The following is a 15,366-nucleotide window of genomic DNA, read 5'->3' as shown; positions in this document are numbered from 1 at the left end:
GGTCAGTGCCGCCCTGGCCTATGCGCAGGCCGCCGGCGATCTGGCGCTGATCCACGGCCCCTCGGGGCGCGGCAAGACCTGGGCGGCCGAGACCCATTGCGCGGGCCGGGCGCAGGCGATCTGGCTGCGCGCCTCGCCGACGCTCACGACCCTTGCTTGATGAGCTCCGCTGCATTCGCGACATGGCCGGCTGCGGGCTGGCGCTCATCGGCGATGACACCATCCGCATGACGCTGGCGCGCTGTCCGCAGGTGACGGGGCGGATCGGCATGCGGGTCGATCTCAAGGCGCTGGCCCGCGACGATGTGGCCGCCATTGCCGCAGGGCCCCTGGGACGCAAACCGGGCGCCCGCGAGATGAAACATCTGATCGCCGCCGCCGCAGGCCCCGGCGGGCTGCACGGGTTGCGCCGCCATCTGGCGCGGGCCTGGATGATCGCGCGCGGGGCCGGGCGCGAGGCGATCTCCGAGGCGGATATCGAAGCGGCGGCGGGAGAGCTGTCATGAGCGTAGAGGAGCTGATCGAACGGCTCTCTGAGCTGCCCGCCCATGAGGAGGTCTGGATCGCCGACATCCCGGGCGGCTTTCACGAGATCGAGGCGGTCGGGCTGGAAGACGGGCTGCCGGCGATCTTCGCGCATGTGGATTTTGAGGACGCGGCCGAGGGCTGACGGCGGATGCAAAAGACCCCCTGCAACAGTCAACACATCGAAAGGACATGTTATGGCACAGACAAACCCGCATCCCGACAGGGGCCCCGAGGCCCGGATCGACCAGGGCTGTGACCCGGAGAGCGAAGCCGGTCCCGTATCTCTGGGCCTGCCGCCGCTGAACTGGATCGATGCGGCCACGGTGGACATTGATGGTGCGCGCTACATGCGCGACGCACAAGGGCGCCTGACGCCGCTCGAGATGGTGCGCCCGCAGGACCAGTTGCAGGATGAGATGGTGCGCCGGGTCATTCATTTTGCCGGTGATCTCTCGGGGCAGATCGGGCGGTTCCGGTCCCATTGCTTTGATGAGATCGGCGGGTTTGATGCGATCCTGGAGGCCGAATATGGCGGCCATAGCCGCCGCTCGGTCAAGGGCAACCGCACCTATATGTCCTATGACGGCACGATGAAGGTGCAGGTGCAGATCGCCGATCGCATCGCCTTCGGCCCCGAATTGCAGGTGGCGCGCGACCTGGTGGAGGAATGCCTGGCCGAATGGGCCGAGGGCAGCCGCGCCGAGATCCGCACCATCGTCTCCCACGCCTTCCAGGTCGACAAGGAGGGCGAGATCGCGCGCGCCGGCATCTACAGCCTGCTGCGGCTCGATATCGCGGACGGGCGCTGGCGCAGGGCGATGGAAGCGATCCGCGATGCGATGCGGGTGGTGGGTTCGAAAACCTATATGCGCTGTTATCGCCGCGCCACCCCCGATGCGGCCTGGGAGCCGATCAGCATCGATCTGGCCAAGGCGGGCTGAGCGGTGGCGGTCTTTGGCACCCGCATGACGCGCGACCCGCTCTCCGCCGAGGCGCGCAGGCTCATCGACGCGGCGGTGGCGGCCGGGCGGATCAGGCATATCCCCGAGGGGGTCTCCGGTCTGCCCGTCACGCACCTGCCGATGAAGGCGCCCGAACACAAAGCGCAGCGGATGCGGATCGCGCGGCGGCAGAAGAGGTTCGAACGCGCGGCGCGCAAAGCGCAGGGCGGGGCGGCGGTGACATGACCCGCACCCGCCGATATGCCGAAGGGGACTGCGCCCGGCTGATGCGCGGGGCGCACGGGGCCTGCCGCGCCCTCGGGCTCGATGCGGACGCACGCCATGATGTGCAACTGGCTGTGACCGGCAAGGCGTCGATGCGGGACATGTCCGCCCGCGACCTGGTCCTGCTGCTGGCCCATCTCAACACGCTGCAGGGTGAGGCGCGGTCCGGTGCAACCGGTCATCCGTCCAGTGGACGGATGAAGCGCCGAACGGGCGGAGCCCCGGATGGCACAGGGGGCGGCCACAGGGGCGGAGCCCCGGATGGCACAGGGGGCGGCCACAGGGGCGGAGCCCCGGATGGCACAGGGGGCGGCCACAGGGGCGGTCAGAAGGGCGCCAGCGCGGCCCACCGGGACAGCCACAGCGGCGCAAACCCCCACCCCAAAGCCAAAAGGGGCGACGTGCGCCTCATTCACGCGCTCTGGGGCGAACTGGGGCGCCGGGGCGCGCTGAAACGCCCGGGCCGCGCCGGGCTCAACGCCTTCATCCGCGCGCGCTTCGGGGCGCATTGGGCCTTTGTGCCCCTCGATGTGGATGCGCTGACCGATACGGGCTGCATCACCGATGTGATCCGGTCGCTGCGCGCGATGCTGGCCCGCTCCGGGCCCGCACCGGAGGAGGGCGCATGACCGGGTCGCTGCATGTCACCGATCACGCGGTGCTGCGCTGGCTCGAGCGCAGCTGGGGTGTGGATGTGGAGGGGCTGAGGGCGCGGATTGCGGCGCAGGTGCCGGGCGCGGAGGCCGCCATGCGCACCTTTGGCGAGGGCGCGGTGATCCGCGAGGGCCTGCGGTTTCATCTGCGGCGCACGGCAGATGGCACGGTCGCACTCGTCACCATAACCAGCGCCCAGGCCGGGCCGATCTCGAACCGCGCCGAACGGCTGAGCCTGCGGCACCAAAGGAGCGCCCACCGGAGACCTGACCATTGACCCGCCCGCATCAGACTTGCGCATCCGCGCCCCTGCCGGCCTCCCTGGCCGAGATTGCCGATCACGCCGGGCGCGAGGCAGCACTTGCCATCGCGCTGGAACATGGCGGGCGGAGCTGGCGGGTGCCCGCGCGCGATCAAAGCCCCGAGGGCCAGGCCCTGATCGCCCTTCTGGGTCACGCACCTGCACAGGCGCTCATGCAGGGCTGTGGCGGTCATGTGCTGGAGGTGCCGCTGGCGCGCCGCGCGGTGGTGCTGTGGCTGACAGGGCGCGGCCTGGGAACAGGCGAGATCGCCCGCGCCTTGCGTATTGCAACCGGCACCGTGCGGCGCTACCGGCGCGAGGCGCGCGCGCGATGAATGCCCCCGATCCCTTCCGCCTGCCTGAAGGCCCGGTGCAGATCGCCTTTTCCGGCGGCCGCTCCTCGGCCCTGATGCTGCATCATATTCTTGAAAACAATGGCGGGCTTGACCCCGACCACGTGCGGGTGATCTTCACCAACACCGGCCGCGAGAGGGAAGAGACGCTGGATTTTGTCGCGACATGCGGCACCCGCTGGGGCGTGGAGATTGTCTGGCTGGAATACCGCTATGGCAATGGTCCTCGCGCGGTCGAGGTTGATCACGCAACCGCGTCGCAAAACGGCGAGCCTTTTGAGGCGCTCATTCGCCGCAAGCGGCATCTGCCCAATGTGGCCGCGCGCTACTGCACCGCCGAGCTCAAAGTGCGCACCGCCAAGCGCTGGCTGGTGGGTCAGGGCTGGAAAAACTGGACGACGGCATTGGGTATACGAGCGGATGAACAATCGCGCTTGAAATATGATCCCAAAGAAAGATGGCAAAATTGGTATCCGCTGGCCGGGGCCGGCATTGCCCGGCGCGACGTGGCCGCGTTCTGGGCCGCGCAGCCTTTCGATCTGGCGCTGGCAGGTGAGGACGGGCGCACACCCCTGGGCAATTGCGATGGCTGCTTTCTCAAGTCAGAGGCCGTGCGCGCCGCCCTGGCCCGCGATGACCCCGACCGCTTTGCCTGGTGGATAGAGATGGAAGCGCTGGCCTCGCGCCTCAGCAACACCCCCTCAGGCGCATACTGGCGCAAGGATGGAAGCTGCGCGGAGCTGGCCGATTTCGTGGCGCGCCAGGGGGACTGGATATTTGAGACCGAAGGCGCTCTGTGCCAGGCGGAAGCGGGAGAATGTACCTAGATGAAGGATATGGATATGGAAGAACAGGACAAAAACGCCGATCCCGGCACCACAGCCCGCACCGCCCTTCTGGAGCGGCTTTCGGGGATGGAGGATGTGGAGACGATCACCGAGGCGGTAACCACGGCGCTCATCGAGACCGGGGCAAAGGTGGAAATCCCCCAGCTCGCCTGCGGCATCGTGGAAATACAGCTTTACGGCCTCGTCGCCCACGGGGGCGATCTGGGTGCGGCCTGTCTGATGTGGCTGGAGGCGGCGCGGGCGGTTCACAGTGAAGACTGAACGCCGCCAGCCCTGGCTTCCGGGTTTGACGCCCCCACCCCGGATGCGCCGCGTGATGATGCATGCCGATGACCGGGGGCAGGCTCCGGGCCTGATGCCCGGCTGGCGCACCGCAAAGGGCGGGCATTTCACATGTGGCCGCTGCGGCCATGAGGCGGGCTGGCTTTTTGACATGACCGACAGTGAAGTGCGGCGCGGTGTGCCCTGTCCGGTCTGCAACGATCCCGCACCGCCCCGGGTATAACCAGAGCAGCGGACCATGGTCCGCTGACTGATGTGGCGCAAAGCCGCTAATGTGGGCAGGACCCTTTTGCCCGCATATCTTTCCCGGAGGCCTGCTGATGATGCCCACCCCTGAAGACTGGCAGAGCTTTGCCGCGCTCCTTGCGATCCTGGGCCTTCTGGGCGGCGCCGTGGTGGCCCTGCAGCGGCTGGGTCTTTTGCGGCGCAGCGCCTCCCCGCACCCATCCCGATCCGAACCCGGGGCAGATGTCACCGACCGGCTCGACCGCCACGCCGAACGGCTGACGCGGCTGGAAGGCGCGGTGGCCGGACTGGCCAGCCGCGAGGACATTCACGCGCTGCAGCTTGCCATCGAACGCCAGGCGGGCGCGGTCTCGGAGTTGCGCACCGCCATGGAGCGCGATGCCAGGGCCGTGGGCACCCTCTCGGCCGCCATCACCCGGATCGAGGACCATCTTCTGGGAGAGAGCCGCAGATGAGCTATGCCGCAACACTGGACGCCCACCGCCGCCTGGCCATCCTCACCCATCTTTCGGCCTGTCTCGAATATGCCTCCAACTCGGAGATCCTCATGGATGTCTGCAATTGGCTGGGCATTACCACCTCGCGCGACCGGCTGGTCTCGACGCTGGCCTGGCTCAGCGAACAGGAGCTTGTGACGCTGGAGGACCATGAGGGCTTCGTTCTGGCCTCGGCCACCGCGCGCGGCGTGGATATCGCGCAAGGCCGGGCCCTCCATCCCGGCGTGAGGCGGCCCGCACCAAAGGGGCCGTGACATGCCGCGACGGCGCAAGATCGATCTTCTGCCCTCGGCCATCCGTGACTGGCTGCGCGAAGAGCTCGCCGCGCAGGGGTTTGCCGACTATGACACGATCACCGACGCGCTCAATGACCGCCTGGCCGAGAAGGGGCTGCTGGTCACGATCGGGCGCTCAACGGTGCAGCGGTTCGGCCAGGAACACCGGGAGTTCTCGCGCCTTCAGCAGGAGGCCACCGGCTGGGCGGCGGGGTGGCTGGACGAGATCGGGCTGGAAGAGGAAGCCCGCCGCCAATCGGTGCTCTTCGAGATGATCACCACCGTGGCCTTCAAGGTGATGAAAGCGCAGATGACCCGGGAGGCCGGGGAGATCGATCCGCGTGATCTGCATTTCCTGGGCCGGATGATGAAGGATGTCATGAGCTCATCGGGCTTGCGCGAGGCAATGGCCGACAAGGAACGCAAACGCCTGGCCGAGGCCGAGCGCCGCGCCGGGGGAGAACGGGCCGGGGCGGCCGCGCGCGGGGCCGGTCTCAGCCCGGATGTTGCCGCCCTGATCCGGCAGGCGGTCGAGGGTGGTGATGCATGAGGACCCTTCTGCCCTATCAATCGGCCTGGGTGGGGGACCCCGCCCCGCTGGCCGTGATCGAGAAGTCCCGCCGCATCGGGATCAGCTGGGCCGAGGCCTATCACGCGGTGATGCATGCAGGCACGGGCCGGGGCGATATCTACTATCAGAGCTACGCACGCGACATGACGCGCGGCTTCATCGACGATTGCGCGGGCTGGGCCGAGGACCTCGACATCGCGGCCGGGGCGGCCGGCGAGGTTCTGATCCATGATGAGGGCCGCGACATCCAGGCCTTCCGGATCGCGCTGGCCTCGGGCAAACAGATCCTCGCCATGACCTCTTCCCCACGCGGGTTTCGGGGCAAGGGCCGTCCGGGCGATGTGGCGGTGATCGATGAGGCCGCCTTTGTCGACACGCTCGACGCGGTGCTGAAAGCGGCGCTTGCGTTTCTGACCTGGGGCGGCCGGGTGCGGATCATCTCCACCCATAACGGCGAGGCCAACCCGTTCAACACGCTGGTGCGCGATATCCGGGAGGCTCGCCAGCCGGGCACGCTCCACCGGGTGACACTGCGTGACGCGCTCGCTCAGGGGCTCTATGGGCGGATTGCACAGCTTACCGATCAACCGCTCACGCAGCCGGCCGAAACCGCCTGGGAGGCCGCCATCCGCGCCCAATATGGCCGCCACGGGCCGGAAGAGCTCGACTGCGTGCCTTCGGCGGGCGGCGGGGCCTGGCTGCTTTATGATCTCATCCGCGCCGCCTCACGCGACGCGCGCGCCGGAAACCCCGACCATCGCGGCTCCGGTCCCTGCTATATCGGTGTTGATGTGGCGCGCCGTCGCGACCTCTGGGTGGCCGCCGTGCTGGAAGATGATGGGGGCACGCTCTGGCTGCGCGAGATTGTCACACTGGACAACAAAACCTTTGCCGAACAGCGCGCCGAAATGCGCCGTCTTGCGCGCGCGCACCGCCCCTTGCGCATCCTGGTCGATCAGACCGGCATGGGCGAGGCGGTGGTCGAGCAGTACCAGGAAGACCATGGCGCGCTCACCGTGGAAGGGGTGCTCCTGTCGGCGGCCCGCAAGCTCGATGTGGCCGGCGCCCTGCGCGAGGCCTTCGAGGATCGCCGCATTCGCATTCCCGCCGATCCCGCGCTCTGGGATGATCTGCATTCCGTGCGCGCCGAACCCTCGGCCTCCGGGGCGCCGCGCCTTGTTGCCGACCGCAAGGACAGTGACGGGCATGCCGATCGCTTCTGGGCCCTGGCGCTCGCGGCCTTCGGAGCCGCCTCGGTGGCAGGACCCTTCGAGATGCGGCCGGGTCCGCAACTCAGCTCCGCCGGGCTGGGCGGCGGGCCAGGCGCGGGCGCGGGCTACCGCGCCGATCCCGATCTTGACATCATCCGCTCGCCGCTGGCGGGCCCTGTTGGCTGGAGGTAAGCCATGGATCCCCGTGACAGCGATGTGCCCAAGCGCCCCGATACCGCAGAGCGGGCCGCACCGGCCCAGACCGCCCGGCTGGGCGGAACCGGCATCTGGGGTCAGACCGCAGGCTGGCTGGAAGGTCTGGGCAGCGCGCTGGCCGGCGGGCCGGGCGGCTTTGGCGCTGTCCCGGGCGATGACGCCGGACTGGACGCCGCCGAGATCGCCCTGACCGACAGCAAGGCCACCGCCGTGCTGGGCCAGCGCATCGACGGGTTGCTGGCGGCCCCCCTGACAATCGAGCCCGGCGGGACGCGCGCGCGGGACGTGGCGGCCGCCGACGATCTGCGCTTGCAGTTGGGCGGCCTCGACATGAACCGGGTCAGCCGGGCGCTTCTGCACGCGATCTGGTATGGCTATGCGATCTCCGAATGCCTTTGGGCGGTGGAGGGGCACCGCGTCCGGCTGGTCGATATCCGCAGTCGCGATCCGCGCCTCATCCGCCATGACCGGACCACGCTCGAGCCGCTGCTGATCACCCGGAGCCATCCGGCCGGGATCCCGCTGCCGCCAGCAAAATACATCCTGCACCGCACCCCGCCGCGCCATGGCGGGCAACCCTTCGGGCTGGGGGCCGCGCATTGGTGCATCTGGCCGGTCTGGCTCAAGCGGCAGGTGCTGCGCATGTGGTCGGTGGCGCTGGAGAAGTTCGGGGCGCCGGTGCTGGTGGGCAAATACAGACAGGATGCGCTGCAACCGGAGATCGATGCGCTGCTGGCAATCATGGGACAGGCGGTGACAGCCAGCTGCATCGCGCTGCCCGAGGGCCAGTCGGTGGAAACGCTGGCCGCCGCCGGTTCCGGCGGTGGAGCCGGTGGTAGAGGCTCGGGGGGCGGAGACTTCCGCTCCATGCTGTCCGCTCTGGATCGCATGATCGCCGAAGCGGTGGTGGGCCAGCACGCCACCTCCGAGATCGGCCAGCATGTGGGCACAGCCAGGGTCCAGAATGAAACCCTTCAGGCCCTCATCGCCAGTGACGAACATCGGCTTTCCGAATGCCTGCACGCCAGCGTGGCCACATGGCTCACCCACTGGAACTTTCCCGGGGCTGCCGTGCCCCGGCTTTACCGCGATACCGCGCCACCCGAGGACCTCGAGATCCGCGCAAAACGCGATTATTACATCACCCAGGCCTCCGGCCTGCGCCCCGCGCGCAGCTATATCGAAGAGACCTATGGTGGGGTCTGGGAAGAGCCGGCCCCCCGGCCCGACAGGCCGCCCGACATGTCTGATCCCACCGCAGAGTTTGCCGCGCCGCCCGGCGGCGCCCCGGGTGATGCCATCACCGGGCTGGTCGGCCATCTCATCGGCCCCGATATTGCCGCAGAGGCCGCCGCTGCCACGCTCATTCCCGTTCAGGGCGCACTGGATGAGGCGGAAACGCTTCAAGCGTTGCGCGACCGGCTGGCGGAACTGGCCACCCACCCAGCCGCCGAAGCGCTGGCCGGGCTTTACGCGCGCGCTGATTTTGCAGCCCAGCTCGCAGGCACCGCCGATGCGCCGGTGATGCCCGAAAGCGATCCGGAGGCGTGACCCCATGGCTGACCCGATCGATCTCACGCCACTGGCCACCGCCACAGCGCTTCAGCCCCGGGAAGCCATAGAGTTCTTTCGCGCCAAGGGCTACGCCCCGCCTGAAGGGCGCTATTCCTGGCGCGACTGGTGGGGCGCCTCCCATGCGCGCGGCTTCGTGGTCGCCAAGGCGATGCAGGACGATCTGCTGGCCACGATCCGCGAAGCCGTGGACGAGGCCATCGCCGGGGGCTGGACCATGGAGCAGTTCCGCGCGGCGCTGGAGCCAAAGCTCAAGGCCGCCGGATGGTGGGGCCGCAAGAGCATGACCGATCCGCTCACCGGCGAGACCCGCATCGTACAGCTTGGCTCGAAACGCCGCCTTGCCGTCATATTCGACACCAACCTGCGCACCGCATATGCCGCCGGACGCTGGATGCGCATCCAGCGCACCAAAGAGGTCTTTCCCTATCTCGAATATATCCAGCTCCAGCGCGCCAGCCGCCGCGCGGCGCATCAGCCTTTCCACGGGCTGGTTGTGCCGGTCGATCATATCTGGTGGGCCGCGCATTTCCCGCCCAACGGCTATTTCTGCGCCTGTACCACCCGCCAGCTCTCCGCCCGCGCGCTGGAACGCCGGGGCCTGACCGTCGCCACCGAGCCACCAATGGAAACCCGCAGCCTGACCGATCCCCGCACCGGGCGCAGCCTTGAGGTTCCCAAGGGCATCACGCCGGGCTTTGAGACCAACCCCGGGGCCACATTCCTCGCCGAGCAGGGCCGCCATGATGCCATCGCCGAGGGCCTGGACCCGGTGGCGCGCGGCATCGAACTGGGGCTGATCCACGAAGCCCGCGCACGCGGCCTCAGAACCGGCAATGAACATCTCGCCGCCATCGATCTCGACGCCGACACCCCCGTGCGTGGCGGCAATGCCGCACCCGTGGAATGGGTGGAGGGCGCGCGAGACCGGGTCGACTTGTCTCCGGAGATGCTCGACATATTGAGAGACCCGGCCCGCCGTATCGGCGTCGTGCACAATCATCCCGATTCCGCAGCCCTGTCATCTGTTGATCTTGAGCAGCTGGAAAAGCGACCCGGCCTCGTGCGCGTCGTCGCCGTGGGCCATGATGGCTCGCTCTTCCGCGCCACCGATCCCCGCCCCGGGCTTGGCCACACCGCCAATCGCCTCTGGCAACTGGCCACGCTGCGCATCAACGAGCAAGCGGCCGGTCTCGACATGAACGCCCCCGCCATGCAGCGGCTGGCCTCCCATGCCGCCACCAGCGCACTGGACCGCGCAGGCTACGTCAACTATGCTCACGCCATCGCCGGGGGCAGCCGCGTCAACCTGATGCGCTTTGGCGAAGACCGCATGGAGCAACTGATCGCAGGACTTCTCGAATGGCTGGTTTCCTGACATGGGAAGACCTCGAAAGGCACGGTCTCACCGAGTGCGACCCACGCGATCGCGAAGAGCTCGATGATCGGCTGTTCGGTGATTTCCTCTACGATCATGAGCCAGGGCAATCCGTGGACTGGCTCCGTCAAACACTCAAATCCGGCAAACCGACCTGCGGCGCCGGATTCGCCGTGGAACTGAGATGCTCCATCGGGGCTGTCAGAAACGGCCTGCGGTTCCCCTGGGGTGCGGGCCTGCCCGAACCCGCAGAGATTCACCGATTGCGGGATTGCGTCCGCGAGGCCATTGCGCAGATCACCGCATGGGTCGAGGGTCACGGTATCGACCGCCTTGATACCCCTGAGGAAGAGGCCGCAGCCCGGCATGGATGGCCTGATGCCGTGGGCAAGGCCTGGACACCGCAATGGGACATCCTCGGGATCGAACCACCCAACTGGTGGGCCCGTTCCTGAACCGCCCCAACACAGGCCCTAAACGCATCTTCAAAGCCCCGTTAAACGCCAATGCCACGCGCTCTGACCGATCGGCGCAATCCGGGTGTTCTGGCCTGCGCAGATCGTGGAAAATACGCTCGATTCCGGGCCCTGAAATGCGAAGAAAAAACCAGCGTTTTCCGGCGATCTGAACCACTGAGCGGTCGAGATTGGGCAAATCACTGTCGCAAGCCCGATTTTGAGCCCTCATCGTCACGCCTCCTCAAGCACCCGAAAAACCCCTTATTCTGCGCGGTTTAACGCCCCTCATCCCAGATAGGCCCGGATAGGCCCGGATAGGCCCGATTGAGCATTAATTCTGTCGTGGCACACCACTGCGCAGTTCCTCGCGCAGTTGATTGGCGATCGCGCGCAGCGCATCCCGGCGGCCACGTGCGGCGAAGCGCTCGGTCGAGTTGACGCGCAGGCTGTTGCTGAACCCGTTCGCCGCATGGGCCCAGATCAGGGGGTGCAGCTCGGTCAGGTGATCGCGGATCAACCAGTTTGCAGCCTCGCAAATCTGTTTACGGGCGATGTCGGCCTTAGGGTTGCGGCCCATCCCGTTTTGCAGCGTGACCGAACAATAGGCCGCCAACAGGTTGATCGTCTGCTGGTCGGGGCGGCGTTCAACGATGTCGTGCAACCCTTCCAGAAAATACTCGACATCCACACGCGCGCAGGCTTCGTCATCCAGTGCAATGGCATCGAACTGAACCCAGGTATAGCCACCTGCGCCCCATGTTTTTTGAGTGCGCGCGGCGTTGCGTAGGGCCTGAACTTCTAGCTGGTCGTAGGTCCCGAACCTGCGTGGCAAAAGATGGCTGCCCATTGCGCGCATGTGGCGATGGTTTCGCGGGTCAAGCGTGATCAGCGCTTCGTATTTGTCCGCTACACGGGTGCGCGGGCTGATGTGGCCCGACAAAAGGGCACAATCCGCAGCGGCAATTGCTGGGCTGTTCGGCATTGTAGAGCGGCAGTCCTTCAGCAAATCCGCAGCGCGGTCGAAATGCGCGGCGCACCGGGATTGATGCAGGGCAGGCAGGTCTTTGGGGTCTGCTGTCCCACGCCATGCCCAAGCCAAATCAATATGAGCCAATGCCACCACAAGGGCGATCATAGGATCATCGGGGTGGTTCTGAATTTCACCCTCCAGTTCAGAGATGCCTGCCAGAAAGTCATAGTCCGACTGAGTTCTGCCATCCGACAAGGCATGTTCCGCAGCCAGCACAACATCTGCGCGTGCCCCAAAACCTAACAGGTCGGCAATCGGCTGGCCGCAGGGTGTTGTTTCGTGTGCGTCATCCGCGGCCCGCATCTCTTGCGAGAGTTCGACCCACATATCCTGACGCGCCAGATGGCGTCCGCGTTCGATCACCTGATGACCGGCGGTGTCATCTGTTTCCGCGATAGGGATGTTCAACTGCCCCGAGGCGACAAGCCATGCCGTTGCATCCGCAACAGACGCGGGCAAAGGCGTAGAGGTGGGATTGGAAGAGCCGAAAATACGGGCGGCAACCGCCCTGAAAGACCGAAACATGGCAAAACTCGAACTGTAACAAACGTGTAACCCCTCCAGTTTGCCAAAAACTGTGTCTATTTCAAGGAGTCGTTGCGCGCGTTGGTCCGAGGTGTGATCAATTAGTCCGTGGGCCTGGGATTGTTTCAAAAAACCCTAAAATGATGACGTTCAACGGTAAATCCCGCCTGCTGCAACACGTCTTCGAACTGTTTGTGTGGGGGCAGCGACTCATCCGGAAGGCGGACACGCTTGTCCGATTTCAGCACCGCTGAAACGCGAACCGAGAAATCCCAGCGGGTGTCAAATCGGAATCGGTCAACCTCGGACAGGTCCAGTTGACCGCTGCGTTGGCCGGTGTACCAGCGTAGTTTCCCGTCGGTCAGTTCGACCCCGGCGCTGGTGTCTTTAACAATATCCCAGACGGCCGGGAGTGTTGCCAACGCGAGCAACGCCATCAACCACCAGGCCGCGTTCAGGAAAATGATCAGGCCGATCAGCACCGCGTAGATGCAGATCAGCAAGACCACCACACGCGGGTTCCGGTTTTGCCGTGTAAAGCTGAACGAGGTCATGCGCCGAGGATGCGCGAGACCATCTCGGTCGTGTCGCGTGACAGGTCGGGCGTGTCGGCGATCCGGCGCAGCTGCGCGCGCATCAGCGCCTGACGGTCGGCGTCATATCGTTTCCACGTCTGGAACGCCGAACACATGCGCGCCGTGGTCTGCGGGTTCACCGGATCCAACCGGATCAGCCAATCGGCAAGCAGGGCATAGCCCGCTCCGTTTTCCTGATGGAAGCCCGCATGGTTCATGGCCAGCGATCCCATCAAGGCACGGAACCGGTTGGGATTTTTCCAATTGAAATCAGGATGCTCTGTCAGAGTCCGCGCGGTCTCGACCGTGCTCTGAGGGGCGGCCATCGAGACCTGCAGGCCGAACCACTTGTCGACCACCAGCCGGTCATGTTTCCACTGGTCGTAGAAGGCACACAGTTCCGCCTCACCTTTGCCCGCGCGCAGTAGGCAGGACAGGGCGGTCAGTTGCAGGGTCATATTGTCGGCCGATTGGTACGCGTCTGCGGCCTTGCTGCCGCCGTCCAGCCTCGAGGTGAGAGCGAGCGCCGCTCCGCCCAACGCACGTTTGCCTGATTGCGCCGCATCCGGTTGGTAAGGGGCGTCCACGAGTGTTTCGCTGTGCAGTTTGGGCAGCAGGTCCTGCACATGTTGCGCGGTGGCTTGACGGAGAGTCTCGACCGCAGTCCAGATGGCCATCGGGTCGGGCGTGACACCCTTGTCATGCAGGGCGGCGGCCAGTTCGGATTGGGTCGGAAGGCCCAGCATCAAGGCCCGATAGGCCGGGTCCAGTGATTCATCGCGCAGCACGGCCAGAAGGCCATCCAGATAGTCAGAATCCGGCGTCGCCTCTTCGGTGATCATGCGCAGTAGAGTGTCCTCGGCCAGCGAGCGCCCCGCTTGCCAGCGGTTGAACGGATCGGTGTCATGGGCCAGCAGAAAGGCGCGCTCGGCATTCGAAGTGTCATGTTCAAGGATCACAGGGGCCGAGAAATCGCGCAGGATCGAGGGCACGGGTTTGGCCGCAAGCCCGGTGAAGGAAAAGCTCTGCTCGGCCTCGGTCAGCTCCAGCACTTCGGTTGCGTGAACCTCGTCCCCGTTCGGGCCCAGCAAGCCGACTGCGATCGGAATGACTTGAGGCTGCTTGTCCTCCTGTCCCGGAGTCGGCTCGGTGCGTTGGCTCAGCGTCAACGTATAGGTGCCATCCGCCCAATCCTCGGCCACGGAAACGCGCGGGGTGCCGGACTGGCTGTACCAGCGTTTGAACTGGCTCAGGTCGCGGCCTGTGGTGTCCTCGAAGACTTGCAGCCAATCCTCGATCGTGCAGGCCTGCCCGTCATGGCGGTCGAAATAGAGATCCAGCGCCTTGTCATAGGCCTCATCCCCGACCAGACGTTTCAGCATCCCGATCACCTCGGCGCCTTTCTCATAGACGGTTGAGGTGTAGAAGTTGTTGATTTCCTGAAAACTCTCGGGCCGAACAGGATGCGATAGTGGGCCATTGTCCTCGGGGAACTGCCGTGCGCGCAGGTCGATGGCGTCGTGGATGCGTTTGACCGGGGCCGAGCGCATGTCCGAGGTGAACTGCGCGTCGCGGAAAACGGTCAGGCCCTCTTTGAGGCATAGCTGAAACCAGTCGCGGCAGGTGATGCGGTTGCCGGTCCAGTTGTGGAAATACTCATGCGCGATGATCGCCTCGATCCGCTCGAAATTCACATCGGTCGAGGTTTCCGGGCTGGCCAGAACGGCTGAAGAGTTGAAGATGTTCAGCCCCTTGTTCTCCATCGCGCCCATGTTGAAATCGTCCACGGCTACGATGTTGAACACGTCCAGATCGTATTCGCGGCCGTAGACGTCCTCATCCCATTTTATGGACTTCTTGAGCGCCTCCATCCCGAAGGCGCATTTGCCTTCGTCGCCGGGGCGCACCCAGAGGTTCAACTCGACATCGCGACCGGACATGGTGGTGAACTGACCCGGATGCGCGATGAGGTCTCCAGCGACCAGAGCAAACAGATAGGCGGGTTTGGGCCATGGGTCCGTCCATTCGGCCCAGCCTTCGCCCTCGCCGGACGGGTTGCCGTTGGACAGCAGCACCGGAAGGTCGCCATTGATACGCACCGTGAATGTCGACATCACGTCGGGGCGGTCCGGGTAGTAGGTGATCTTGCGGAATCCCTCGGCCTCGCACTGGGTGCAATACATGCCGTTCGACATATAGAGCCCTTCAAGCGCGGTGTTATTGCCGGGGTCGATCTCGACCACCGCCTCCCAGACAAAGGGGGCGTCGGGGGCGGCAACCGTCAGTCCTTCAGGCGTGAGGTTTGGGGACACTTCGGCACCGTCGATGGAGGCGCGGATCAGCTTCAGTTGCTCGCCATGCAGGAAAAAGGTGCGATCGCTGGCCTCAGGATTCGGACGAAAGGCGATGTGGGATGTGACGCGGGTGGCATTTGCTGCGAGATCAAATGTCAGATGCACGTTGTCCACCAGATACCCGAACGGGGTGTAGTCTTTCAGATAAATTGTGGTGGGGGAGGCGTCGCGCATCGGGGGCCTCGCATAACTTGGGTCGAGGGCGACGTTAGGGGCATCGCGGCAGGGCTGCAAGCCGCCTATATCCGCTATCAGTGACGGTGATT

The 15,366-nt window shown here is 65.7% G+C and carries 20 protein-coding genes; 17 read left to right on the top strand and 3 right to left on the bottom strand.

What is annotated here, in order from left to right; all coding sequences use genetic code 11:
- Positions 1-152: 152 nt before the first annotated feature.
- The 17 genes from ACOERD_RS05750 to ACOERD_RS05670 all read left to right on the top strand — a co-directional run bounded on the left by ACOERD_RS05750 (position 153) and on the right by ACOERD_RS05670 (position 10,613).
- Positions 153-506: a hypothetical protein gene (locus ACOERD_RS05750; protein ID WP_419738335.1), complete on the top strand. Its 354-nt coding sequence runs from the start codon at positions 153-155 to the stop codon at positions 504-506.
- On the top strand, positions 503-670 hold the full coding sequence (locus tag ACOERD_RS05745) for a hypothetical protein (RefSeq protein WP_419737798.1): 168 nt from the start codon (positions 503-505) through the stop codon (positions 668-670). Before ACOERD_RS05750 ends, ACOERD_RS05745 begins: the two co-directional genes overlap by 4 nt.
- A gap of 52 nt (positions 671-722) precedes the next feature.
- Positions 723-1,469 carry a DUF3164 family protein gene (locus ACOERD_RS05740; RefSeq protein ID WP_419737797.1) on the top strand — a complete coding sequence of 249 codons (747 nt, stop codon included), beginning with the start codon at positions 723-725 and terminating at the stop codon, positions 1,467-1,469.
- A gap of 24 nt (positions 1,470-1,493) precedes the next feature.
- Entirely contained in the window at positions 1,494-1,715 is a 222-nt protein-coding gene (locus tag ACOERD_RS05735; protein WP_419738334.1) for a hypothetical protein, read from the top strand.
- Positions 1,712-2,383, top strand: a complete 672-nt coding sequence (locus ACOERD_RS05730; RefSeq protein ID WP_419738333.1) for a hypothetical protein — start codon at positions 1,712-1,714, stop codon at positions 2,381-2,383. The genes ACOERD_RS05735 and ACOERD_RS05730 overlap by 4 nt, the downstream gene beginning before the upstream one ends.
- Positions 2,380-2,685, top strand: a complete 306-nt coding sequence (locus ACOERD_RS05725; protein WP_419738332.1) for a hypothetical protein — start codon at positions 2,380-2,382, stop codon at positions 2,683-2,685. Before ACOERD_RS05730 ends, ACOERD_RS05725 begins: the two co-directional genes overlap by 4 nt.
- Complete coding sequence (locus tag ACOERD_RS05720) at positions 2,682-3,044, top strand: hypothetical protein (RefSeq protein WP_419738331.1); 363 nt, start codon at positions 2,682-2,684, stop codon at positions 3,042-3,044. The genes ACOERD_RS05725 and ACOERD_RS05720 overlap by 4 nt, the downstream gene beginning before the upstream one ends.
- A gap of 35 nt (positions 3,045-3,079) precedes the next feature.
- Positions 3,080-3,889 carry a phosphoadenosine phosphosulfate reductase family protein gene (locus ACOERD_RS05715; RefSeq protein ID WP_419738330.1) on the top strand — a complete coding sequence of 270 codons (810 nt, stop codon included), beginning with the start codon at positions 3,080-3,082 and terminating at the stop codon, positions 3,887-3,889.
- A complete protein-coding gene (locus ACOERD_RS05710) occupies positions 3,890-4,171 on the top strand; it encodes a hypothetical protein (RefSeq protein WP_419737720.1) in 282 nt (93 codons plus the stop codon).
- Positions 4,161-4,415, top strand: coding sequence for a hypothetical protein (locus tag ACOERD_RS05705; protein WP_419737721.1), 255 nt, complete (start codon positions 4,161-4,163; stop codon positions 4,413-4,415). The genes ACOERD_RS05710 and ACOERD_RS05705 overlap by 11 nt, the downstream gene beginning before the upstream one ends.
- Positions 4,416-4,464: 49 nt before the next feature.
- Positions 4,465-4,893 (top strand): DUF2730 family protein, encoded by a 429-nt coding sequence (locus ACOERD_RS05700; protein ID WP_419737722.1) that lies wholly within the window; start codon positions 4,465-4,467, stop codon positions 4,891-4,893.
- Positions 4,890-5,189, top strand: coding sequence for a hypothetical protein (locus ACOERD_RS05695; protein ID WP_419738329.1), 300 nt, complete (start codon positions 4,890-4,892; stop codon positions 5,187-5,189). The genes ACOERD_RS05700 and ACOERD_RS05695 overlap by 4 nt, the downstream gene beginning before the upstream one ends.
- A gap of 1 nt (position 5,190) precedes the next feature.
- Positions 5,191-5,760: a phage protein Gp27 family protein gene (locus ACOERD_RS05690; RefSeq protein WP_419737724.1), complete on the top strand. Its 570-nt coding sequence runs from the start codon at positions 5,191-5,193 to the stop codon at positions 5,758-5,760.
- The gene (locus tag ACOERD_RS05685; protein ID WP_419738328.1) at positions 5,757-7,184 is read left to right on the top strand and encodes a hypothetical protein; all 1,428 of its coding nucleotides are present in this window, start codon (positions 5,757-5,759) and stop codon (positions 7,182-7,184) included. Before ACOERD_RS05690 ends, ACOERD_RS05685 begins: the two co-directional genes overlap by 4 nt.
- A gap of 3 nt (positions 7,185-7,187) precedes the next feature.
- Positions 7,188-8,759: a phage portal protein family protein gene (locus ACOERD_RS05680; RefSeq protein ID WP_419737908.1), complete on the top strand. Its 1,572-nt coding sequence runs from the start codon at positions 7,188-7,190 to the stop codon at positions 8,757-8,759.
- Positions 8,760-8,931: 172 nt separating this feature from the next.
- Positions 8,932-10,158, top strand: a complete 1,227-nt coding sequence (locus ACOERD_RS05675) for a phage minor head protein (protein ID WP_419738327.1) — start codon at positions 8,932-8,934, stop codon at positions 10,156-10,158.
- Positions 10,143-10,613 (top strand): hypothetical protein, encoded by a 471-nt coding sequence (locus ACOERD_RS05670; RefSeq protein WP_419738326.1) that lies wholly within the window; start codon positions 10,143-10,145, stop codon positions 10,611-10,613. The genes ACOERD_RS05675 and ACOERD_RS05670 overlap by 16 nt, the downstream gene beginning before the upstream one ends.
- A 334-nt stretch (positions 10,614-10,947) precedes the next feature.
- On the opposite strand, the gene ACOERD_RS05665 is transcribed toward ACOERD_RS05670, so the two are convergent.
- From ACOERD_RS05665 to pepN, 3 genes are all read right to left on the bottom strand, one after another.
- The gene (locus ACOERD_RS05665; protein WP_419738325.1) at positions 10,948-12,054 is read right to left on the bottom strand and encodes a hypothetical protein; all 1,107 of its coding nucleotides are present in this window, start codon (positions 12,052-12,054) and stop codon (positions 10,948-10,950) included.
- A 242-nt stretch (positions 12,055-12,296) separates the two neighbouring features.
- Positions 12,297-12,725: a hypothetical protein gene (locus ACOERD_RS05660; RefSeq protein WP_419738324.1), complete on the bottom strand. Its 429-nt coding sequence runs from the start codon at positions 12,723-12,725 to the stop codon at positions 12,297-12,299.
- Entirely contained in the window at positions 12,722-15,274 is a 2,553-nt protein-coding gene (gene pepN / locus ACOERD_RS05655; protein ID WP_419738323.1) for an aminopeptidase N, read from the bottom strand. The genes ACOERD_RS05660 and pepN overlap by 4 nt, the downstream gene beginning before the upstream one ends.
- Positions 15,275-15,366 lie beyond the last annotated feature (92 nt).

This window comes from Ruegeria sp. (assembly GCF_965199275.1).
In the GTDB taxonomy this organism is placed as follows: Bacteria; Pseudomonadota; Alphaproteobacteria; order Rhodobacterales; family Rhodobacteraceae; genus Ruegeria.
Note: the sequence above shows the minus strand (reverse complement) of the source record. Positions and strands in the feature narration are given on the sequence as shown.